Origin of the sequence: Streptomyces sp. NPDC005805, from assembly GCF_040630445.1 — a bacterium.
In the GTDB taxonomy this organism is placed as follows: Bacteria; Actinomycetota; Actinomycetes; order Streptomycetales; family Streptomycetaceae; genus Streptomyces.
The window spans coordinates 1-16,927 of sequence record NZ_JBEXXN010000087.1 but is presented as its reverse complement, the minus strand read 5'-3'; the positions used below and the strand labels follow the sequence as shown (position 1 = coordinate 16,927).

Annotated in this window: 10 protein-coding genes and 5 pseudogenes; 7 read left to right on the top strand and 8 right to left on the bottom strand. The window is 71.2% G+C overall.

Going from position 1 to position 16,927, the window contains the following annotated elements; all coding sequences use genetic code 11:
* Nucleotides 1-93: 93 nt before the first annotated feature.
* A pseudogene (locus ABZ457_RS29550) lies at nucleotides 94-375 on the bottom strand (NUDIX domain-containing protein); the annotation flags it as partial.
* Nucleotides 376-604: 229 nt separating this feature from the next.
* Here ABZ457_RS29550 and ABZ457_RS29545 point away from each other — a divergent pair.
* From ABZ457_RS29545 to ABZ457_RS29530, 4 genes and pseudogenes are all read left to right on the top strand, one after another.
* Nucleotides 605-1,000: pseudogene (locus ABZ457_RS29545) on the top strand (transposase family protein); the annotation flags it as partial.
* A gap of 616 nt (nucleotides 1,001-1,616) precedes the next feature.
* Nucleotides 1,617-3,032 carry an MFS transporter gene (locus tag ABZ457_RS29540; protein WP_359163799.1) on the top strand — a complete coding sequence of 472 codons (1,416 nt, stop codon included), beginning with the start codon at nucleotides 1,617-1,619 and terminating at the stop codon, nucleotides 3,030-3,032.
* Between the two features lie 533 nt (nucleotides 3,033-3,565).
* Entirely contained in the window at nucleotides 3,566-4,084 is a 519-nt protein-coding gene (locus ABZ457_RS29535) for a hypothetical protein (RefSeq protein ID WP_359163797.1), read from the top strand.
* A 52-nt stretch (nucleotides 4,085-4,136) separates the two neighbouring features.
* Nucleotides 4,137-4,527 (top strand): annotated as a pseudogene (locus ABZ457_RS29530) (6-carboxytetrahydropterin synthase).
* 188 nt (nucleotides 4,528-4,715) lie between these two features.
* On the opposite strand, the gene ABZ457_RS29525 reads toward ABZ457_RS29530, so the two are convergent.
* The 4 genes and pseudogenes from ABZ457_RS29525 to ABZ457_RS29510 form a co-directional block, all read right to left on the bottom strand.
* On the bottom strand, nucleotides 4,716-5,762 hold the full coding sequence (locus tag ABZ457_RS29525; RefSeq protein ID WP_359163794.1) for an ABC transporter ATP-binding protein: 1,047 nt from the start codon (nucleotides 5,760-5,762) through the stop codon (nucleotides 4,716-4,718).
* Nucleotides 5,759-7,249, bottom strand: a complete 1,491-nt coding sequence (locus ABZ457_RS29520; protein ID WP_359163791.1) for an iron ABC transporter permease — start codon at nucleotides 7,247-7,249, stop codon at nucleotides 5,759-5,761. The genes ABZ457_RS29525 and ABZ457_RS29520 overlap by 4 nt, the downstream gene beginning before the upstream one ends.
* A 143-nt stretch (nucleotides 7,250-7,392) precedes the next feature.
* On the bottom strand, nucleotides 7,393-8,448 hold the full coding sequence (locus ABZ457_RS29515) for an iron ABC transporter substrate-binding protein (protein ID WP_359163788.1): 1,056 nt from the start codon (nucleotides 8,446-8,448) through the stop codon (nucleotides 7,393-7,395).
* Between the two features lie 794 nt (nucleotides 8,449-9,242).
* Nucleotides 9,243-9,736: pseudogene (locus ABZ457_RS29510) on the bottom strand (GNAT family N-acetyltransferase).
* A 333-nt stretch (nucleotides 9,737-10,069) separates the two neighbouring features.
* Between ABZ457_RS29510 and ABZ457_RS29505 the strand changes: the two are divergent.
* Nucleotides 10,070-10,447 (top strand): ASCH domain-containing protein, encoded by a 378-nt coding sequence (locus tag ABZ457_RS29505; protein WP_359163785.1) that lies wholly within the window; start codon nucleotides 10,070-10,072, stop codon nucleotides 10,445-10,447.
* 346 nt (nucleotides 10,448-10,793) lie between these two features.
* A complete protein-coding gene (locus ABZ457_RS29500) occupies nucleotides 10,794-11,504 on the top strand; it encodes a hypothetical protein (protein ID WP_359163782.1) in 711 nt (236 codons plus the stop codon).
* 85 nt (nucleotides 11,505-11,589) lie between these two features.
* Here the strand turns inward: ABZ457_RS29500 and ABZ457_RS29495 are convergent, their stop codons facing one another.
* Together ABZ457_RS29495 and ABZ457_RS29490 are read right to left on the bottom strand one after the other, a co-directional pair.
* Nucleotides 11,590-13,485 (bottom strand): GMC family oxidoreductase, encoded by a 1,896-nt coding sequence (locus ABZ457_RS29495; protein ID WP_359163779.1) that lies wholly within the window; start codon nucleotides 13,483-13,485, stop codon nucleotides 11,590-11,592.
* Complete coding sequence (locus ABZ457_RS29490) at nucleotides 13,482-14,912, bottom strand: hypothetical protein (protein WP_359163776.1); 1,431 nt, start codon at nucleotides 14,910-14,912, stop codon at nucleotides 13,482-13,484. The genes ABZ457_RS29495 and ABZ457_RS29490 overlap by 4 nt, the downstream gene beginning before the upstream one ends.
* A gap of 354 nt (nucleotides 14,913-15,266) precedes the next feature.
* On the opposite strand from ABZ457_RS29490, the gene ABZ457_RS29485 reads away from it, so the two are divergent.
* Nucleotides 15,267-16,475, top strand: a complete 1,209-nt coding sequence (locus ABZ457_RS29485; RefSeq protein ID WP_359163773.1) for a hypothetical protein — start codon at nucleotides 15,267-15,269, stop codon at nucleotides 16,473-16,475.
* An 86-nt stretch (nucleotides 16,476-16,561) separates the two neighbouring features.
* Here ABZ457_RS29485 and ABZ457_RS29480 read toward each other — a convergent pair.
* Nucleotides 16,562-16,791: pseudogene (locus ABZ457_RS29480) on the bottom strand (integrase core domain-containing protein); the annotation flags it as partial.
* Nucleotides 16,792-16,927 lie beyond the last annotated feature (136 nt).

Here is a 16,927-nt window from a genome sequence, read left to right as displayed (position 1 = left end):
GCCGCCTGACACCCGTCGAATACGAGACCGTCATGACCACACCGGACCTCCAGGCCGCGTGACCAAACCTGTCACCCGAACCTGCACCAGACCCAACCTTGGACAGGTCCGGACCCCTATCTCCTCCTCCAACTCCCTGGCAGCGGCCTGTTCGTAGGTCTCGGCGACCTCCACTGCACCGCCAAGCATCCAATTGAAGTGGCTCGGAAATCGCGATGTGCCCTCAGTACGGCGATGCACAAGCGTGCGCCCTTCGGGGTCACGGCACACGATCGTGGCAACGCGGTGCAACCATCCCTCCCGAATCGCGTCGCTCCTGCTCACGACAGTCAGGACCTCATCACGGTCGTCAACCCGTTCAACAAGTTCACTCATGAGCCACAAGATGTCAGATAGCACGAGGACACGGTGAGACTGCGTCGGAACAGCCCAACGCCATGAGGTCCGCAAGGCTGATCCAAAGGACCCACTGTCACCGCTCCGAACGGACCGAGCCCCTTTCAAGCTGGCGGCGTTGATCACGTGTTGGACAGTTCCGCGCAACGAAGAAGCCCTGGTAGACGGGTTCTCGACCAAGATCACCCGCGTCCGCCAGGAGCTTCGCGTGCTTCTCCACCCGTCCTCGATCGACTTGTCCACCCGCACCCTGCGGGTGGTGGCCGGACAGCTGACGGCCAGGCGTGGGGACATCGGGACGCGGTGACGACGGCTTCCCGTGGCACGTCAGGCCCGGCTCGCCCTGGCCCACCTGCGGTGCGGCGACACCTACGCCCGGCTTGCGGCCGGGCTCGGCATCGGGATCGCCACCGTCCACCGCTACATACGTGAAGCCATCGAGGTCCTGGCCGCCCTCGCCCCGGCCCTGGCCGAGGCGATGAAAACCATCCGGACGAAGGCGTTCGTCATCCTCGACGGCACCCTGCTGCCCATCGACCGCATCGCCGCCGACACCCCCTACTACTCCGGGAAACACAAATGCCACGGCATGAACGTCCAAGTCCCCTCAAGGGCGGGCGCCTCCTGCGGAAACTCCGCTGCAGCACCACCGCATCACCGCGATCGTCCAGGCCGTTCTTGTCCTTCACCACGCGTCAGCGTGAGGTTGGAAAAGGCTTACTGATGGTTTCGGCTTCGCCCGCCGTTCGGGCCGCCGATGCGCCGTTCACGCGGTTCCTGCGGAACGGTGCCAGTAATCTCGTTGGCGTTCCAAGTTTTCACCCTTCGCGTATTAACTGACAGCAGCGCGCGTGGACGAGGGTGTGCTTTCTTCGTGGAGCACACCCTGACCACTTTGAGTGCTACCAGCTTGCTGCCCTCGACAATCTCCGTCACCGAGCTCGTGAAGCGCTGTCAAGTGGGACAGAGCGGGCTGTCATGACGTCGGCAGCGATGACGAAGCCGACGATCACTCTTCGGCGACTAGCGCGCCCGCCGGTGGCGGACCCCCGGCGGACCCCATGGTCGGCGGCCCGCCCAAAAACCGGTTGCCCGAGATCACACCGTGGCCTAGCTTCTCGGCTGACCCCGGGTGGTCTGGACCAAACCTTCGGCGACGGCGGTGCGGTGGCGGGCCCCGGTCCGACGACGCCCGAAGGGAACCAATGACGAGGGAACCGATGACCGAGGAACGCCCTCTCCGGGCGTCGGGTGACACCCGGCCGGGCATCTTCTCCCGTCCGTACGCGGCGGCCACGCTGACGTTCGCCACGGTGATGTTCCTGACCGGCTTCGCCGCGCTGGCCGTCGTGCCCACGCTGCCGACGGCGGCCGAGGATCTTGACGGGGTGGCCCTGTTCCCCCTGGTGGCGGGCTGTTTCGTCGCCGCGAGTCTGCTCGGCGGCGTGCTGGGCGGACACTGGGCGGACCGCTCCGGGGCCCGTCGCCCACTGGCGTTCGGCATGGTCCTCTCCGTGGTGACGCTGCTGGTGTCGGCGTCCAGTGTCTCCATCTGGCAGTTGGTGATCGGCCGGTTCGTCGACGGTCTGGCGGCGGGGATGGTCGCGGTGTCCGTGACGACCGCCATCGGGCAGTCGTACCCGGAGTATCTGCGGCCCAGGATGCTCGCGATGATGAGCGCGAGCTGGATCGTCCCGTCGCTGATCGGGCCGCCGATCGCCGGGGTGGTCGCCGAGGCGTGGTCCTGGCGGGTGGTCTTCTACGGGCTGGCCGCGCTGACTGCGCTGCCTGCGATCGCCCTGGTGGCGGTCCTGCGCCGGGCTCCCGCGCAGGCTTCGAGGGACGGCGTGGCTCTGCCCGATGGCCTCCCGCCCGCCGAGCAACGCGCTTCCCGGCCACCGCTGTTGATGGCGGCGATGCTGAGCCTGGGCGCGGCGCTCGGGCAGTACGGGGTCTCCGGGTGGGACACGCGTCATCTGCTGTTCGTCGCCGCCGGCGTCGCGCTCCTCGTGGTGTTCGCGCCCCGGCTGCTGCCTGCCGGCACCTGGCGCAGCGCCCGCGGGCTGCCCACCGCGGTGCTGCTGCGCGGGCTGACGTCGGGGACGTACTTCACGGTCGAGGCGCTGGTCCCGTTGATGCTGATCACTGAGCGGCGGGTGGCCGCGGTGACGGTCGGCGTGGCGTTCACGTCCTCCGCGTTGCTGTGGGCGGGTGCTTCGTGGGTGCAGGGGAAGCTTCTGCAGGACGTCGCCCGGCACCGGCTCGTCACGGCCGGGGCGCTGATCATGGCGGTGTCCGTGGCCTTCGCCGTCGTGGGCAGCTTCGCCGGGGTGTCCCCGCTCCTCGCGATGGCGGCCATGCCGCTGGCGGCGATCGGGATGGGGATGCTCGACCCCTGCGTCACGGTGCTCTCGCTCTCCCACAGTTCACCGGACCGGCTGGGCCACACCACCAGCGCCATGCAGACCAACATGAACCTCGGGCAGGTCGTCGTCCTCGCGTTCGCCACCGCCGTGCTCAACGCCGGTCTGGCGGCCGGGGCGAGCCGGCTCACCGGTTACGCGATCGCCTTCTCGCTCCTGCTCGTACCGACCCTGCTGGTCGCCGTCCTCGCCGTCCGAGCCCGGAAGGACTGAGCCGCGGGGTGCGCTGCTGGATTCGTCCGCCATGCGATCATGAGGGATCGAGCACCCGCGTCTTCGAAGAGGCGCCGGGCACCTTCAGCCGCCTCCACCCGCTCCAGCGACCGAAGTTCGGCGAGCAGCTGACGTGCGCGCGGCCGGGTGACCCCGGACACATCTCCGAGATGTTCTGCCTCGTTCGTAGGCTCGGAGAACGGCTCGGCGGCCTTGAGGATCACGGGGGCGCAGAGCATGGCTCGGTGTCCTCGCTGCCCCGGCTGCAGCCGTCGCCGAGGAGGTGAAGGGCGTTGCATACGCTGCCGACATGTGGCGCCCGTTCATGAGTAGCTCTGCCCCTGGTGTGTTCAACGCAGGATGTTGACGGGTGCCGCACGGCCTCCGTCCGCGCGGACCAGGGCGTACCCGCCGGAGCGGAGGATCCACAGGTCGACGAATCCAGCCGGGGAGGGGACAGCGGTTGGCATGCGTACAACAATGCGCTCCTGGCCCACCTGCTCGTTCAAGATCCCGGGCGCCGAGACGAAGCGGTGCAGCGGATCGCGGACGCGTGGGCGGAGACCGAACGAACCTGGCTGGCGAACCTGGTCCCGATCGTGCGCAACCTCTATTCGGAGGTCCTTCTTCTGGCCGCGGAGAACAGCGCGCCAGTTCTGGAACAGGCAGACCGCCTCGCAACGGCCACCAGCGTCGAGACCCGGTCGAGCGGCATGATCCGCAGCGAGATCGCCGCTCACTCCCTCCGCAGCCGGATCCTGTTGCGCCAAGGGGACATTGAGGGAGCCGTGGAGCACGCGGGTATCGCGGTGGGCATCCTGGACGAGGTCGGAGACATGCCCGCACTGCGCAGCGAGGAAGTCCTGTACCACTCAGCCGTCGCCCTGGCGGCCGCCGGAACCGCCGAAGAAGCCAGGGCACTGCTGGAACGGGCTCGCCAGGCGGTGGGCCGGAAGGCGGATCGCCTGACGGACGCGGCGCAGCGGGAGCGCTTTCTCTCGGACGTTACCCTGAACAGGTGGATCACCGAGGGCACGGACGTCGAGTGCTGATGAGCCGCTGCCGGAGCGTCGGCGCGAAGGCAGGTAGTGAGCGGGAGTCGCCGTGCTGACGATCACCAAGGAGTTCCACTTCTCGGCCAGCCACGTCCTGGAACGACTGCCCAGCTGGCATCCCTGCGCGCGCATGCACGGGCACAACTACATTGTCGTCCTCGAGCTTTCCGCGCGGCGCGAGGACCTTTCGGAAGTGGGATTCGTTCGCGACTACCGCGAGCTGGATGCGTTCAAGAAATGGATGGATGACACCCTCGATCACCGTCACTTGAATGAGGCGATGGGGGGGGGGTGTCTCCCCAACTGCCGAGAATCTGGCGTTGTGGATCTTTGATATTTGGATTGAGTGGTTCCCGGAGCTCACGGCTGTGAGGATTTCGGAAACGCCGAAAACCTGGGCCGAATACCGTCCACGGGCTCCGGAGTCCGGAGGCCATTGAGGCGTACTCTTCCTGGCCCTGTCCCTCGGGGCTCGCCGGTTCCGAGGCGGGCGGACTCGGCCGCGGCCTCGACGGACCGGCCGATGAGTGCTTCGACCGCATGAGTGCCCGCGTCTTGGCGGGCGACGGGGCCCGACACGTGCGGCCGAGAGCCTGTCGACCCAGGTGTGGGGTACCGCCCGGCAGGTTCAGGCGCTGTGCGTGTGCCAGGTCGCGCTGTCGCCGACCGTGACCGTCACGACATCGCCCGCTACGGCCGACGGAGCCCCCAGGACACGTGCCGGCACGGCGCCCTCGATGCCCGGGACCGAGATCCTCACCGTGCTGTGGTGTCCGTGGAACTCGACCGACTCGACGGTCGCCGCCGTGCCGGGTGCGCCGTTGCCGTCGGGCGACAGCGAGATCTGCTCCGGGCGGACGATGGCGACGCCCGTTCCGGCGCCGGTGCCGTGCAGGCGCACGTTGCCCAGCGGGGTCTTGGCCGTCGAACCGTGCGCTGTGCCCGGCAGTTGGACGGCGTCGCCGACGAAGGCCGCCGTCCACGGATCCGCCGGTGTGCGGTACACCTCCCGGGGTGCCCCGCACTGCACCACACGCCCGTTCCGCATGACGGCGACCAGGTCCGCGCTGGAGAGCGCCTCCTCCTGGTCGTGGGTCACGAGGACCCCCGTGGCGCCGGCTGCGTCCAGGGCGGCCCGGACGTCGTCCCGGATACCTGCCCGCAGGCCATGGTCCAGAGCATTGAACGGTTCGTCGAGGAGCACGATCGCCGGGCTCGGGGCGAGAGCCCGTGCCAGGGAGACACGCTGCTGCTGCCCGCCCGAGAGCTCGTGGGGCATCCGGTTGCCGTACCCGGGCAGACCGACGAGTTCGAGCAACTCGTCGACTCGCTTGCGCCGCGAGACGGACGCCACGCCCGTCAGCCCGAAGGCGATGTTGCGTGCCACTGTCAAATGAGGGAAGAGCGCGCCTTCTTGAGGGACGATGCCGACGCGCCGCTTCTCGGGAGCTACGTGCACGCCCGGACCGGTCACCGTCCGGGCACGGATGTCGACGGTGCCCGCGTCGGGGCGCAGAAAGCCGGCCACGATGCGCAGCATGGTCGTCTTGCCGCAGCCGGACGGTCCCAGGACGGCGAGCAGGCACCCGCCGGGCACGGTCAGGTCGAGCCCGTCGATCACGGGCCCTTTCGAGTCGTAGGACGCGGTCAGCCCCGCGATGCGCAGATCGGTCATGTGCGGTGCCTTCCGAGCAGGTAGGAGGGAACGGCGGCGATGGCGATGAGCACTGCGGCGTAGGGCGCGGCAGCCGCGTAGGAAGCGGTCGCGGTCTCGGTCCACAGCCGTGTCGCGAGCGTGTCCATACCCGTGGGGCGGAGCAGCAGAGTCGCCGGCAGTTCCTTCATACAGACGACGAACGTGAGAGCGGCGCCCGCCGCGATCCCTGGTGCGGCGAGCGGCACCGTCACCCGGCGCAGCGCCCCCAACGGGCCGCAGCCCAGCGAGCGCGCGACGTCCTCGAGCACAGGCGGTGCCTGGAGCACCGCCGCGCGGGTGGCTGCCACCGCCACGGGCAGGAAGAGGACGACGTATGCCGCCACCAGCAGCGGCAGTTCCTGGTAGAGCGGGTAGACGTAGCGCACCGAGATGAAGACCATGGCCAGGGCGACCGTGATCCCGGGGACGGCGTGGCCTGCGTAGGCGGCCTGTTCCAGCAGGCGGGCACTGCGGGTGCGGTATCGGGCCGCGAGAACGCCGACCGGCAGCGCGAGCACCGCGGTTGCCAGTGCTCCCAAGGTGGCGACCAGGAGTGTGTTGCCGGTCGTCTCGGTGAGGAAGCCCGGGTCCCAGGTCCGTGAATTGCCCACCGTCAGCCAGTAGGCGAGGGTGCCGACGGGGAAGGCAACTCCGACGGCGGCGACCGCGGCGCACCACGCGAGTGCCGGCCACCGCCATGTGCCGAGAGGGACGAGGCGGACTGTGCGGGAGGCGCCGCTTCCGGTACGGAAGTGCACCGCCCGGCCGCGAGTGCGGGACTCGGCCGCGACGACGGCCACGGTGATCACCACCAGCACGATGCTGAGGGCCGCTGCCGGAGTCCGGTCGAAACTCGCCTTGTACGAGGTGTGGATGGCCCGGGTGAACGTCTCGTAGCGCATGATCGAGACGGCTCCGAAGTCGGACAGCACGTAGAGCGCGACGAGCAGGGAACCGCCGGCGGCAGCGGGGCGCAGTTGGGGCAGGGTGACCCGCCGGAACGTGGCCACGGGACCGTGTCCCAGCGAGCGTGCGGCTTCCTCCTGGGCGGGATCCATCCGGCGCAGAGCCATGGTCACCGGCAGGTACACGTACGGATAGCTGACCAGAGTGAGGACCATTGCCGCGCCGGGGAAGCCTGCCAGTCCGTCGGCGGCGGAGATCCAGGCGAAACCCGCGACATAGCTCGGGACCGCGAGCGGCAGCGTGGCCAGCACCGACCAGAGTCGTGCACCGGGCAGTGCCGTCCGGGCCGTCAGCCAGGCCAGCGAGATGCCGGTCACGAGGCTGGCGAACACGACCACGGCGGCCAGGCCGAGACTCCGCGCCAGCAGAGCCGCGACGCGGTCGCCCGTGATGACGTCCCATGCAAAGGCGGGGCCCCGCTCCAGGGCCCGCACGCCGAGATAGAGGAGCGGGAGCAGTGAGATCGCCGCGGCGACGGACGCGGCCACGACGAGGGGCAACGAAGGGCGTTGCCGCCGGGAGACCCGCCGACGGGCCCACCTGCCGCGTGTGGACGGCGTGGCGGCGCCGTCCACACGGGAGGGAGAGTGCGTGAGCAGAACCCGGCGCCTGGGCGCCCGGGAACCGGGTGCTTTCACCTCTGTCAGACCATCCCGGCTTCCTGGAGCATCTCCAGGGTCACGTCGAGGGACTCGAGCTTGCTCAAGTCGACCTCGGGGGTGCCGATCGATTCGAGCGCCGGCAGCTCGTCCTTGCTGGACACCCCTGCGGCGAGCGGGTACTCGTGCGTCTCGTCGGCGAAGTACTTCTGCGCCTGCTCCGACAGCAGGAAGTCCACGGCCTTCTGCGCGGTGGCGCTCGCGTCGGAACCCTTGAGGAGACCGACTCCGGCGACGTTCACGAGGGCGCCCGGGTCACCCTTGGTGGGGAAGCTCAGCTTGGCCTTGAGCTTGTCCTCGCCGACCTCGGCGGCCTTCTCGTACCAGTAGTAGTGGTTGATGAGGCCCAGCTCGGCCTTGCCGGAGTCGACGGCGTCGAGGACCGCGCCGTTCTTCTCGAAGACCTGGGGCTCGTTGGCCTTGAAGTCCTTGAGCCAGGCACGCGTGGCGTCGTCGCCCTTCATGACGCGCATTCCGGTGACGAAGGCCTGGAACGAGGCGTTCGTCGGGGCGTAGCCGACCTTGCCCTTCCACTCCGGCTCGGTCAGGTCGTTCACGGACGTCGGGGCCGTCTTGACCTTGTCGCCGTTGTACGCGATGACGCGTGCACGGCCCGAGACGCCGACCCAGGTCCCGTCCTCCGCGTGGAACGCCTCGTCCACCGCGTCGAGGGACCTCTGGGGAAGCTTCGCCAGGTTGCCGCTCTTGCCGAGCGCGCCCAGGGCGCCGGCGTCCTGCGAGAAGAACAGGTCGGCCTTGGTCTTGTCGCCCTCTTCGAGGAGTTGGGCGGCCAGCTCGGCGCTGTCACCGTAGCGGACCTCGACCTTGGCCCCCGTGGCCTTCTCCAGGTCCTTGAGGAGCGGCGCGATGAGCTCTTCGCTCCGGCCGGAGTACACGACGAGGGTGGAGTCCTCCGCCGCGGGCTTCTTGGCGGAGTTCTTCTCCTTGCTCTCCGACTCGCCGCCGCACGCGGCGAGGAACGGCAGAGCGAGGGCGGTGACGGCGAGAACACCGACGCGGCTGGGTCTGGACCATGACATGGTAAAGCCTTTCCCACGAACAGGTAAGTTGGCTAAGGGTAGCCTAAGTTCTGGCGAAAAAGGTCGGGGGCTCCCGGGGTGATGTGTTGATGTGTGCGGCATTTACGCTCACTTGATCGGACTCGGAGTAGCGGGTGTGGTTCGTAAAGTGAGCGCGATGGCTGAAAAGCATCCCCCCGCGGCGGCCGGTGGTTGATGAACTCGTGGGCCCGGCCGGGGTGAGGGCTGTCCTGACGGAGGTTGGCGGACGCGAATAGGGACAACCAGGAGCGTCAGGTGCGGCTGAGCTTCCTGGGCTGATCGAGATCGTTCAGGGCGTTGCCGGCGATTCTCCGTACCCTGCGTGCGCGAAACGGAGTGATCTCGCGCGGTACGGACCTGAACGCGATCGAACGGCCTTACAGCGGGTGCGGTAAGTGCCCGGCCACCTCGTCGCCGGAGCGGTAGCGGGACGATGTCCTGACTGCCTCAGGAGCGAGGCGGCGCGACTGGAACGGGACGGTGAGCTGTCCGCGGCAGATCACCTCGCCGTCATGTACGGCAAGCCGGCCAGGGCCACAGCCTGCTCCTTGGTCTCCGCAGCCGTCGATACCTGCACGCATTCAGTCATGATCAGGAGCGTATCGACCAGTCTGTACGGCCGCTGGGGTGCGTCAACCTGGCTTCGGAGGCGCAGCGTCAGCGGCTGCTCTTGTCCGGGCCGGGGCCCGCTTCGAACGTGGCCACCTCGTCGAACGCCCCGGGACCCTGGTGGTGTGAACAGCCTTGGCCGATGCGCAGAAGGCGGGAGGGTCTCAGGCACGCGAGCGCCGTATGTGCAGGTGGCCATCGCGGGGGAAGGAAGGCGGTGCCGCGGGCAGGACGCTGTCAAAGCCGTACCGGCTCTTCTGCGCAACCCGGCACGATGCCAGGTTGTCCACCTGGTGCAGGAGTTCGAGACGCTCCAGGCCGTGGCCTTCGAAGGCGTCGAAGGCCCAGCCGGTGAGTGCCTCCAGAGCGCGGGGGGCCACTCCCAGCCCGCGAGCGTGCGCTGCGGTCCAGTAGCCCACCTCGGCCGCCGGTTTGCCGTAGGCGACGTCCTTGAGGACCACGTTGCCCACCAACTGTTCGCGAACCGAACCGGGTTGTGCCTCAAGGACGGCGAGCCGAACCGGTCTCCCGCTGCCCAGCCCCGCTGCTGGGTCTGCACCCACCGTGCCCCGTCGGCATCGTTGTCCACGGCAGGGCTCGCCCACTGGCGCAGTGCGGGATCCCGGCTCACCTCGACCAATGCGGCAACGTCCTCCATACGCCAGGGGCGAAGAACGAGAGCGGGAGAGGCCGATGTCGCGGCCACCTGAAGTACGACGGGAGCCTTCATGAACCCATCGTGTACGGCGGTGTTCCCGGCCGACGCCGGCCGCGTCCGGCCCGCGCCGCCTTGCGACCGCGCCGTCATCGCTGTGTCCGGGCGCGGTCCGGAGCCGATTTCCGCCGTGGGAGTCCGGCCGATGCGCGGGCCCGTCGTGGGGCACGGTGCGATGCGGTCCGGATCGGCACCCTAGAATCCCTGCGGCTCTGTGAAATCAGCGGGCGGGGTGCCCGGGAGGGGGAGTGGCTTGTGTGGCCACGAGTGGACGGCATGCGTGCGTTGGAACTGGGCACGCGCGGCGAGTTGCGGGAGCGTCTCAACGCTCTCGTCCTGGCCGGGGTCAAGACGGCGACGACCGGACTGCTCGCGGAGTACGCCGAGGAGACGGAAGGTCTCGAGTTCGTGGGCGAGCGCCTCGCGCTGCTCGGCAACGACGGGGACCGTGTCGCCACGATCGAGATCAGCGGCGTGGAACTCACCGACTTCGCCGGTGTCACGTGGGAGCACGCCGCGGCCGAGGGCGAAGGCGACCGTTCACTGGAGGAGTGGCGGGCCGGGCACAGTCTCTTCTGGGAATCCATCGGCACGCCCGTGGACGAGAAGACACCGCTGGTGTGCCTGCGCTTCCGGCTCGTGACGGGCGCTTGACGAGGTACCGCCGGGCCTGCGGCGGACACCTTCTCAGTGGATGAACACTGATGGACACCTGCGAGGTGTCCGCGCACGGGATGGCTCCGGTGTGCGGCGCTCGGTGGTCGATGAGCTCGTGGGCCCGGCTACGCCGAGGGTTGTCCTGGCGGAGGTGCGCCGGCCCCGGACCTGCTCGGTTGTGCCACGCCCCTTCCAGGGAGCCCGAGTGAACCGTGTCCGCATCACTCCTGAGTACCCCTTGCTCTGGAAGGCGGGGCCGCCCTCCGCTTCGATGCCGTTCAGCGGGCGCGCGGCCCTGGATGTTGTTCGCGCCCCGGCATTGGGCACGAGAAAGGACCGGAACGTGGCAGCAGGCACGAAGTGGAAGAAGGCCGGGCGCGCCATCGCCGCGGCGGCGATGGCCGCGGCGTCGGTGGCGACCGTGGGCAGCGGGGTGTCCGTCGCGGCGGAGCCGGGCAGCTACGTCGTCCAGGTGGAGTGGCTGGAGTACCGGCCGCACAGCCTCAGCGACTGCTCCGTTCAGACCAAGCCGCTGTGGTGCCGGCAGGCGGAGTCGTACGGATCGCTGGCGGTGCAGAGCAAGTCTCCCAGTGGTCAGCTTTCCACGGGTGAGGTCCGCAACTTCGGCGGCATCTGGGGGGAGGTGCCGATGACGTGCTCCACCGCCGGCGCCCCCTGGGGGTGGTACCCGGGCGACTCCACCGGAGGCCCTCACTGCCCCCAGCAGGTGACCGCGGGCGAGCGGTACTCCTTCAAGGACGCCGCCATGTGCGCCTCCTCGACCTACGCCAACTGCCGGACGACGTGGATGAAGAACGCGAACCGCGTCAACATCACGGTCCGGCCGGGTGACCAGATCCGTCTCGCCGTGCACATCCGTGACTGGGACAGGTCGGGGCCGGACGACGACATCTGCCGCACCAACACCTGGGTCGGCGGCTTGGACCGCAACGCCCTGGAGGGGCTGGACCGCAACTCCTCGCTGTCGATGCCCGCGAACGGTGACGGCGGGTGCAACGTGACCTACCGCATCCGGACCGTCGGCGCGTTCTGAGCGAGTCGACGGACCCACCGGCGGCGGGCCGTGCACCGGGATTCCCGGTGCACGGCCCGCCGCCCGGTCGTGTGAGGGGTGGGGCTCATGCCCGGAGCGGCCCCGCGCCGGCCCGGGCCAGATGCGCTTCCGCCACGCCGAGGGCCGCCGCCATGATGCTGATCTGCGGGTTGACCTCCGGACAGCTCGGCAGCACCGAGGCGTCGGCGACGAGGACGCCCTCGACACCGCGCAGGCGGCCCTCCCCGTCGCACGGCGAGGTGCGCGGGTCGGAGCCCGCCGCGAGGGTGCCGACCGGATGGAAGGCCGACAGGTGCAGCGCGTGCGCCGGCACCCGGGCGAGGGCCGCGTCGAGCCCGGCCTCGTCCCGGACCCGGGGCGCGGCGGGCACCCCGGTCAGCACCTCCTCCGCCCCGGCAGCCAGCAGCATCCGCCCCATGGCGCCCAGGGCGCGCACCAGGCGGGCGGTGTCGCGTGGGGCAAGGGTGTAGCGGACCAGCGGCCGGTTCCGGCCGTGCACCCGCCCCGACGGCAGGTCGGCCACCATCGCGCCCAGCGTCGCCAGCCGGTTCGCGTCTTCCAGCTCCCGGCGGAGTTCCGCCCCCAGACCCGGCAGGACGAAGGAACTCATGCCGGGTGGCGGGGCGGTGGCCTCGATCAGCACCCCCTCGCCGCGCAGTTCGTCCACGCCGACGCTCTGGAGCACGCCCCGCCCGTCGCCCACCGGTGCGGCGAAGCGCCCGGCCACGCTGACAGCCGGATGCACCGTCAGGTTGGCGCCCGTCCGGGGATGCCCGCCCAGCCCGGAGCGGCGCAGCAGCGGCGGACTGTGCAGCGCTCCCGCCGCGACGACGACCAGGGGCGCGAGGATCTCGAAACGGCTGCCGTCCGGGCGGCGCACCGACACCCCCGCCGCCCGGGGCCCGCCCGGCCGGTCGGGGTCGACCAGGACGCGGTCCGCCCGGGCCCCGGCCACGATGCGCGCGCCCGCCGCGCACGCCCCGGGCAGGACGGAGAGCTGCATGCTCTGCTTCGCGCCCGTGGGGCACCCCACCACGCACTCGCACGACCCCCGGCAGCCGGGGGCGTTGCGCCGCAGCGGCCCTGCCGCCCACCCCAGCCGGGTGGCCCCCGCCAGAGCGACCCGGCCGTTGGCCCCGAGGACGTCCAGCGGCTGGCGGGCGACACCGACGAATTCCTCCACGCGGTCCAGGAGTTCGCCGAACCGACCCGCCGGGGCGAAGCCGTGGTGGGCCTCCCAGCGCCGACGCACCGGGTCCGGAGTGCGGTAGCAGGTACCCGAGTTGACGACCGTCGTCCCGCCGACGGCCCGTCCGGTGGGCAGCAGCAGCGGCGGTGTGCCCAGCGCGAACCCCGCCCCGCCGTCCCGGTACAGGGCGGCGAAGCGCTCCAGCGGCGGCCGGCCCGCGAACCAGTCCGTGGTCCGGTGCTCGCCTTCCTCCAGGACGACGACGCGCAGGCCCGCCTCCGCCAGTGCCCGGGCCGCGACCGCACCGCCCGCGCCGGAGCCGATCACCACGGCGTCCGCAGTCCGCCGGTCCGGCCAGGCGTACGAGGGGGTGCAGTCCAGTGGCGGGTCCGGGCGGGCCTGGGCGCCGGCCCGGGTGTCGGGAGACCCGGACGCCGCACCGGCGGTCAGCCCGGCCGAGGCGAGCATCCGCTCGGTCCCCGCCGCCAGCAGCACGGGCATCTTCACCGCGTCCAGCACCGGCCGGAACGGGCCCCGCTCCGGGATCGCGCGCAGCACCTCCTCCCGCTCGACGGGTGTCAGCCGCGCCAGGGGCCGCCCGGTGCGGGCCCGGGCGAAGAGGTCCACGGCCGTGGCCACCGCGGCGAGACCGCACCGGGCGTGCCGGGGCATCGCGCCGGCCAGCGCGTCGAGCCGGCCCGGCACCGCGGAGGCCCATCCGGCGTGTCCGTCGTCCGCGATCAGTGCCGAGACCAGCGGCCCCAGGGTCATCGGGTGCCCACCTCCGCGTGCCCGGTGCCCGTCAGCGACCACTCGGACTCGGGGCGCCAGCGTCCCCACCACCGTTCGGTGCGCACCCGCACGTCCGCCCGTTCGGAGTTGCGGCAGACGGCCCGTGCCCCGTCCGGGTCCGTGTACTCCAGGGCCACGGTGCTCTCCGCCGGCTGGGTCACCGTGACCTCGATGCGACGCAGTCCCGAACGCCCGGTCACCGTCCAGCGCGGCAGCCCGATGTCCGACCGGAACCGGGCCCAGCCGAGCCAGCCAACCGCCGAACGCTCCGCCCTGCGGGGCCAGTCACCGTCAGGGGTGCGCAGCCGCAGGAACACCAGGGGAGGAAGGCGGCGCAGAACGGGCCTGCGGGACACGGCCGTCACGATCTCCAGGACGGCGACGTCGTCCAGTTCCGCGTGCAGCCAGGCCCACCGCTCGGCGTTGCCGTGTCCGTAGATCCGCGCGGAGGCCCCGGGCGCGCCGTCGAGGACGAGCGCGGTCGCGTCGCCGTCGGCGAGAGTGCCGTCGTACACCGACCGGGCCGCGGGGAGCATCTGGGCGGCCGGGAGCAGTCCCGTGCGCCAGGCCCAGCGGGGGAAGGTGAACAGAGCCTCGCCCCGGGGCCGTTCGGTGAGGTCCCAGGTCCAGGTCCCGGCCCGCCCCGTGAGGTGGCGGGGCGGCGGGGCGCCCTTCACCGGGTGGGGGGCGGGGTCCGGGCCGTAACGGGCGTGCCGCACGGGGCCGTCCGGTGGGAAGACGGACACCCAGCCGTGGGTGTGGGCCTTCGATCCGTCGAGCGGGGCGACCAGTTCGTGGTGGATCCACACGCCCGTGCCGGTACGCGGGTCGGTGAGCGTGGTGTACCAGACCTCGGTCCGGCCCGGCTCGCCGCGCCACCGGGGTCGCGCGTGCACGGACCCGCGCCCCTCGTCCGCGTCCGGACGCGCGCCGTCGTGGGGGTGCTCGCGCCGGGGGAAGCGGAACGAGAGGAGGAACGCCGGGAGCGTGGCCAGGCGGAACCGCAGGGTTCCGGTGCCGGTGCGGCCGTCGTCGCCGTGCGCGCTGAAGGGGAGTTCGGTCAGGGACCCGACCGGGCGCAGCGGGCGCACGCTCTTCCAGCCGTCCAGCTCGAACCCGTTCTCTCCCTTCCCGGCACCCGCGGGCCCGGCGTCGCAGCGCAGGGTGTAACGGATGCGACGGCGCGCCAGCGGGGAGATCTCCATGCTGCCGGAGACCGTGTAGCGGGTGCCGTCGCCAGCCAGACGGGCGATGCCCGTGACGGCGGCCGTGCCCGACCCGGTGAGGCGCAGGACGTGGTCGGCCTCGACCCGCAGCGCCAGCCGCAGCGGCCGGGGTACCGACTCGTCGCCGAAACGCAGGCTGCCCGTGAGGGTCTCGTGGAAGACCGTGCCCCGGCGGCTCACCGCGGGTGTCCGCTCGTCGGCGTGAGCGGGCCCGGACGGGGGACGGCTCGGAGTGTGCGCGGTGACGGGATCAACGCCTACCTCCCTGAGGTGTGGTCCAGTGGCTGAGCCACTCAATCAACGGGCGCGACGGCAGTCAATGACCCTGCCATCGGCAGGAGTTGCGTCGGGCACCGAGCGTCGAGGCGTGAGCAGCGCCTACTCAACTTGCCTCCAGAGGCACGGCAACCGGCACACACGTGTGCGCCCCGGCGGTAGCTTCGGCCGCCGGAGCCGCCCCGGAGACGGGTGCGCGGCACGCACCCCCGACGGCTTCCCGCTCGACCACCCCCCGAAAGAAGCACTGGAGAAAGCATGCCCACGAACCGCACCGTCCGTGGAGGCGCGCCCCGATCGCGCGCCGTGCTCGGGGCCGCCGTCGCCGTCGTCGCCCTGGTCACCGGATGCGAGGACAACGGCTCCACGGGCGCGGCATCCGCGCCGCGGCCGGCGCCCCCGGCCGCGCCCGCCCTGCCGGCCCCGGAGACCGCTGCTGGCACGGTGGAGGAGAACGCGGCCGAGGAGAGCGTCGCACCACGCGGTCCGTCCTCGCCGCCCGCCCGCCCCGCGGACCCCGCCGCGCCACCCGCCCTGAGCGACCGGCCCCGCCCGGAACGCGAGCCCGCCCCGCAACCGGAGCCGGCGGCCGGGCAGGCACAGGGCTGCCCGACGGCACCCGCGAACAGCTTCTGGCGCGCACGCGTCGACCGGCTGCCCGTGCACGTGTCCTCGGGCCGCTATGTGGCGTCGATCGGAGCGGACCGCCCGCTCCACCCCGACTTCGGCTCGGGACTCATCGACGGGAAGCCGTTCGGCATACCCATCACCCGCACGACGACCTCCGTGCCCGAGGCGAAGCTCAGCTTCGACTACGCCGGGGAGAGCGAGCCTCGCGGCTACCGCATCCCGTCGAACGCCCGGATCGAGGGCGGGCCCGGCAGTGACGGGGACCGGCACGTCATCGTCTGGGACAAGGCGCGCTGCGCGGCCTACGAACTGTACGATGCCCGGCCCAAGGGCGGCGGCGCCTGGCACGCCGGCTCGGGCGCCGTCTTCGACCTGCGTTCCAACAAGTTGCGCCCGGACGGCTGGACCTCGGCCGACGCCGCAGGCCTCGCCATCCTGCCCGGTCTCGTGCGCCAGGAGGAGGCGGCCAAGGGGCGCATCGACCACGCCATTCGGATCACCGTGCCGCGCTCGGACCGCTCCTATGTCTGGCCCGCCCGGCACCAGGCGGGCGGTGCGGCCGACCGCTCCCTCCCGCCGATGGGCCTGCGCCTGCGGCTCAAGTCGTCGGTGGACACCTCCAAGCTGTCGCCGCAGGCCCGGGTGGTCGCCGAGGCGCTGAAGAAGTACGGCGCGATCGTCGCCGACAACGGCTCGCCGTGGTACATCACGGGAGAGCAGCACGAGGGCTGGAACAACTCGGACCTGCGGGGCCTCAAGGGCATCAAGGGCAGCGACTTCGAGGCCGTGGACACGTCCTCCCTGATGACCGACCGGGACTCCGGCGCGGTGTCCTGACCGGGCCAGGAACCCCGAGGACGAGGGCCAGGGGCTGGCCATCCGCGTGGTCGGCCCGCCCCGGTGGGCGGTGGGCCGGACACGACCTAGCTGTATTGCCCCGCAGGGTTGTTGTTGGCGCGGCTGATCGGTGGCTGGCCTCCGAGTGCGGTGTGGCAGCGGTGGTAGTTGTACTGGTGTGGAGGAACGGTTCGAGGGCTTCGACGCGTTCGGTGTTAGAGGTGTAGGGCCGGAGGTAGGCTCACTCGTCGAGCAGGGTGCGGTTGAAGCGTTCGACCTTGCCGTCGGTCTGTGGTCGGTGGGGCCGGGTCAGCTTTCCCGTGGCGCAGAGGTGGGCCGGGGCGGTCGAGCCAGGCCAGGCGGTTCAGCCGGTGGCGGTACAGGATGCGGTGCACGGTCGAGACCGGCAGGCCCAGGATCGGGCCGATCCGGGCGGGCCCGAGCTTGCGGCT

What these genes read in the sequence shown, in the direction of transcription:
- ABZ457_RS29540 (WP_359163799.1), top strand. Translation starts at nt 1,617, where the DNA reads ATGACCGAGGAACGCCCTCTCCGGGCGTCGGGTGACACCCGGCCGGGC.
- ABZ457_RS29525 (WP_359163794.1), bottom strand. Translation starts at nt 5,762, where the DNA reads ATGACCGATCTGCGCATCGCGGGGCTGACCGCGTCCTACGACTCGAAA.
- ABZ457_RS29515 (WP_359163788.1), bottom strand. Translation starts at nt 8,448, where the DNA reads ATGTCATGGTCCAGACCCAGCCGCGTCGGTGTTCTCGCCGTCACCGCC.
- ABZ457_RS29505 (WP_359163785.1), top strand. Translation starts at nt 10,070, where the DNA reads ATGCGTGCGTTGGAACTGGGCACGCGCGGCGAGTTGCGGGAGCGTCTC.
- ABZ457_RS29495 (WP_359163779.1), bottom strand. Translation starts at nt 13,485, where the DNA reads ATGACCCTGGGGCCGCTGGTCTCGGCACTGATCGCGGACGACGGACAC.
- ABZ457_RS29485 (WP_359163773.1), top strand. Translation starts at nt 15,267, where the DNA reads ATGCCCACGAACCGCACCGTCCGTGGAGGCGCGCCCCGATCGCGCGCC.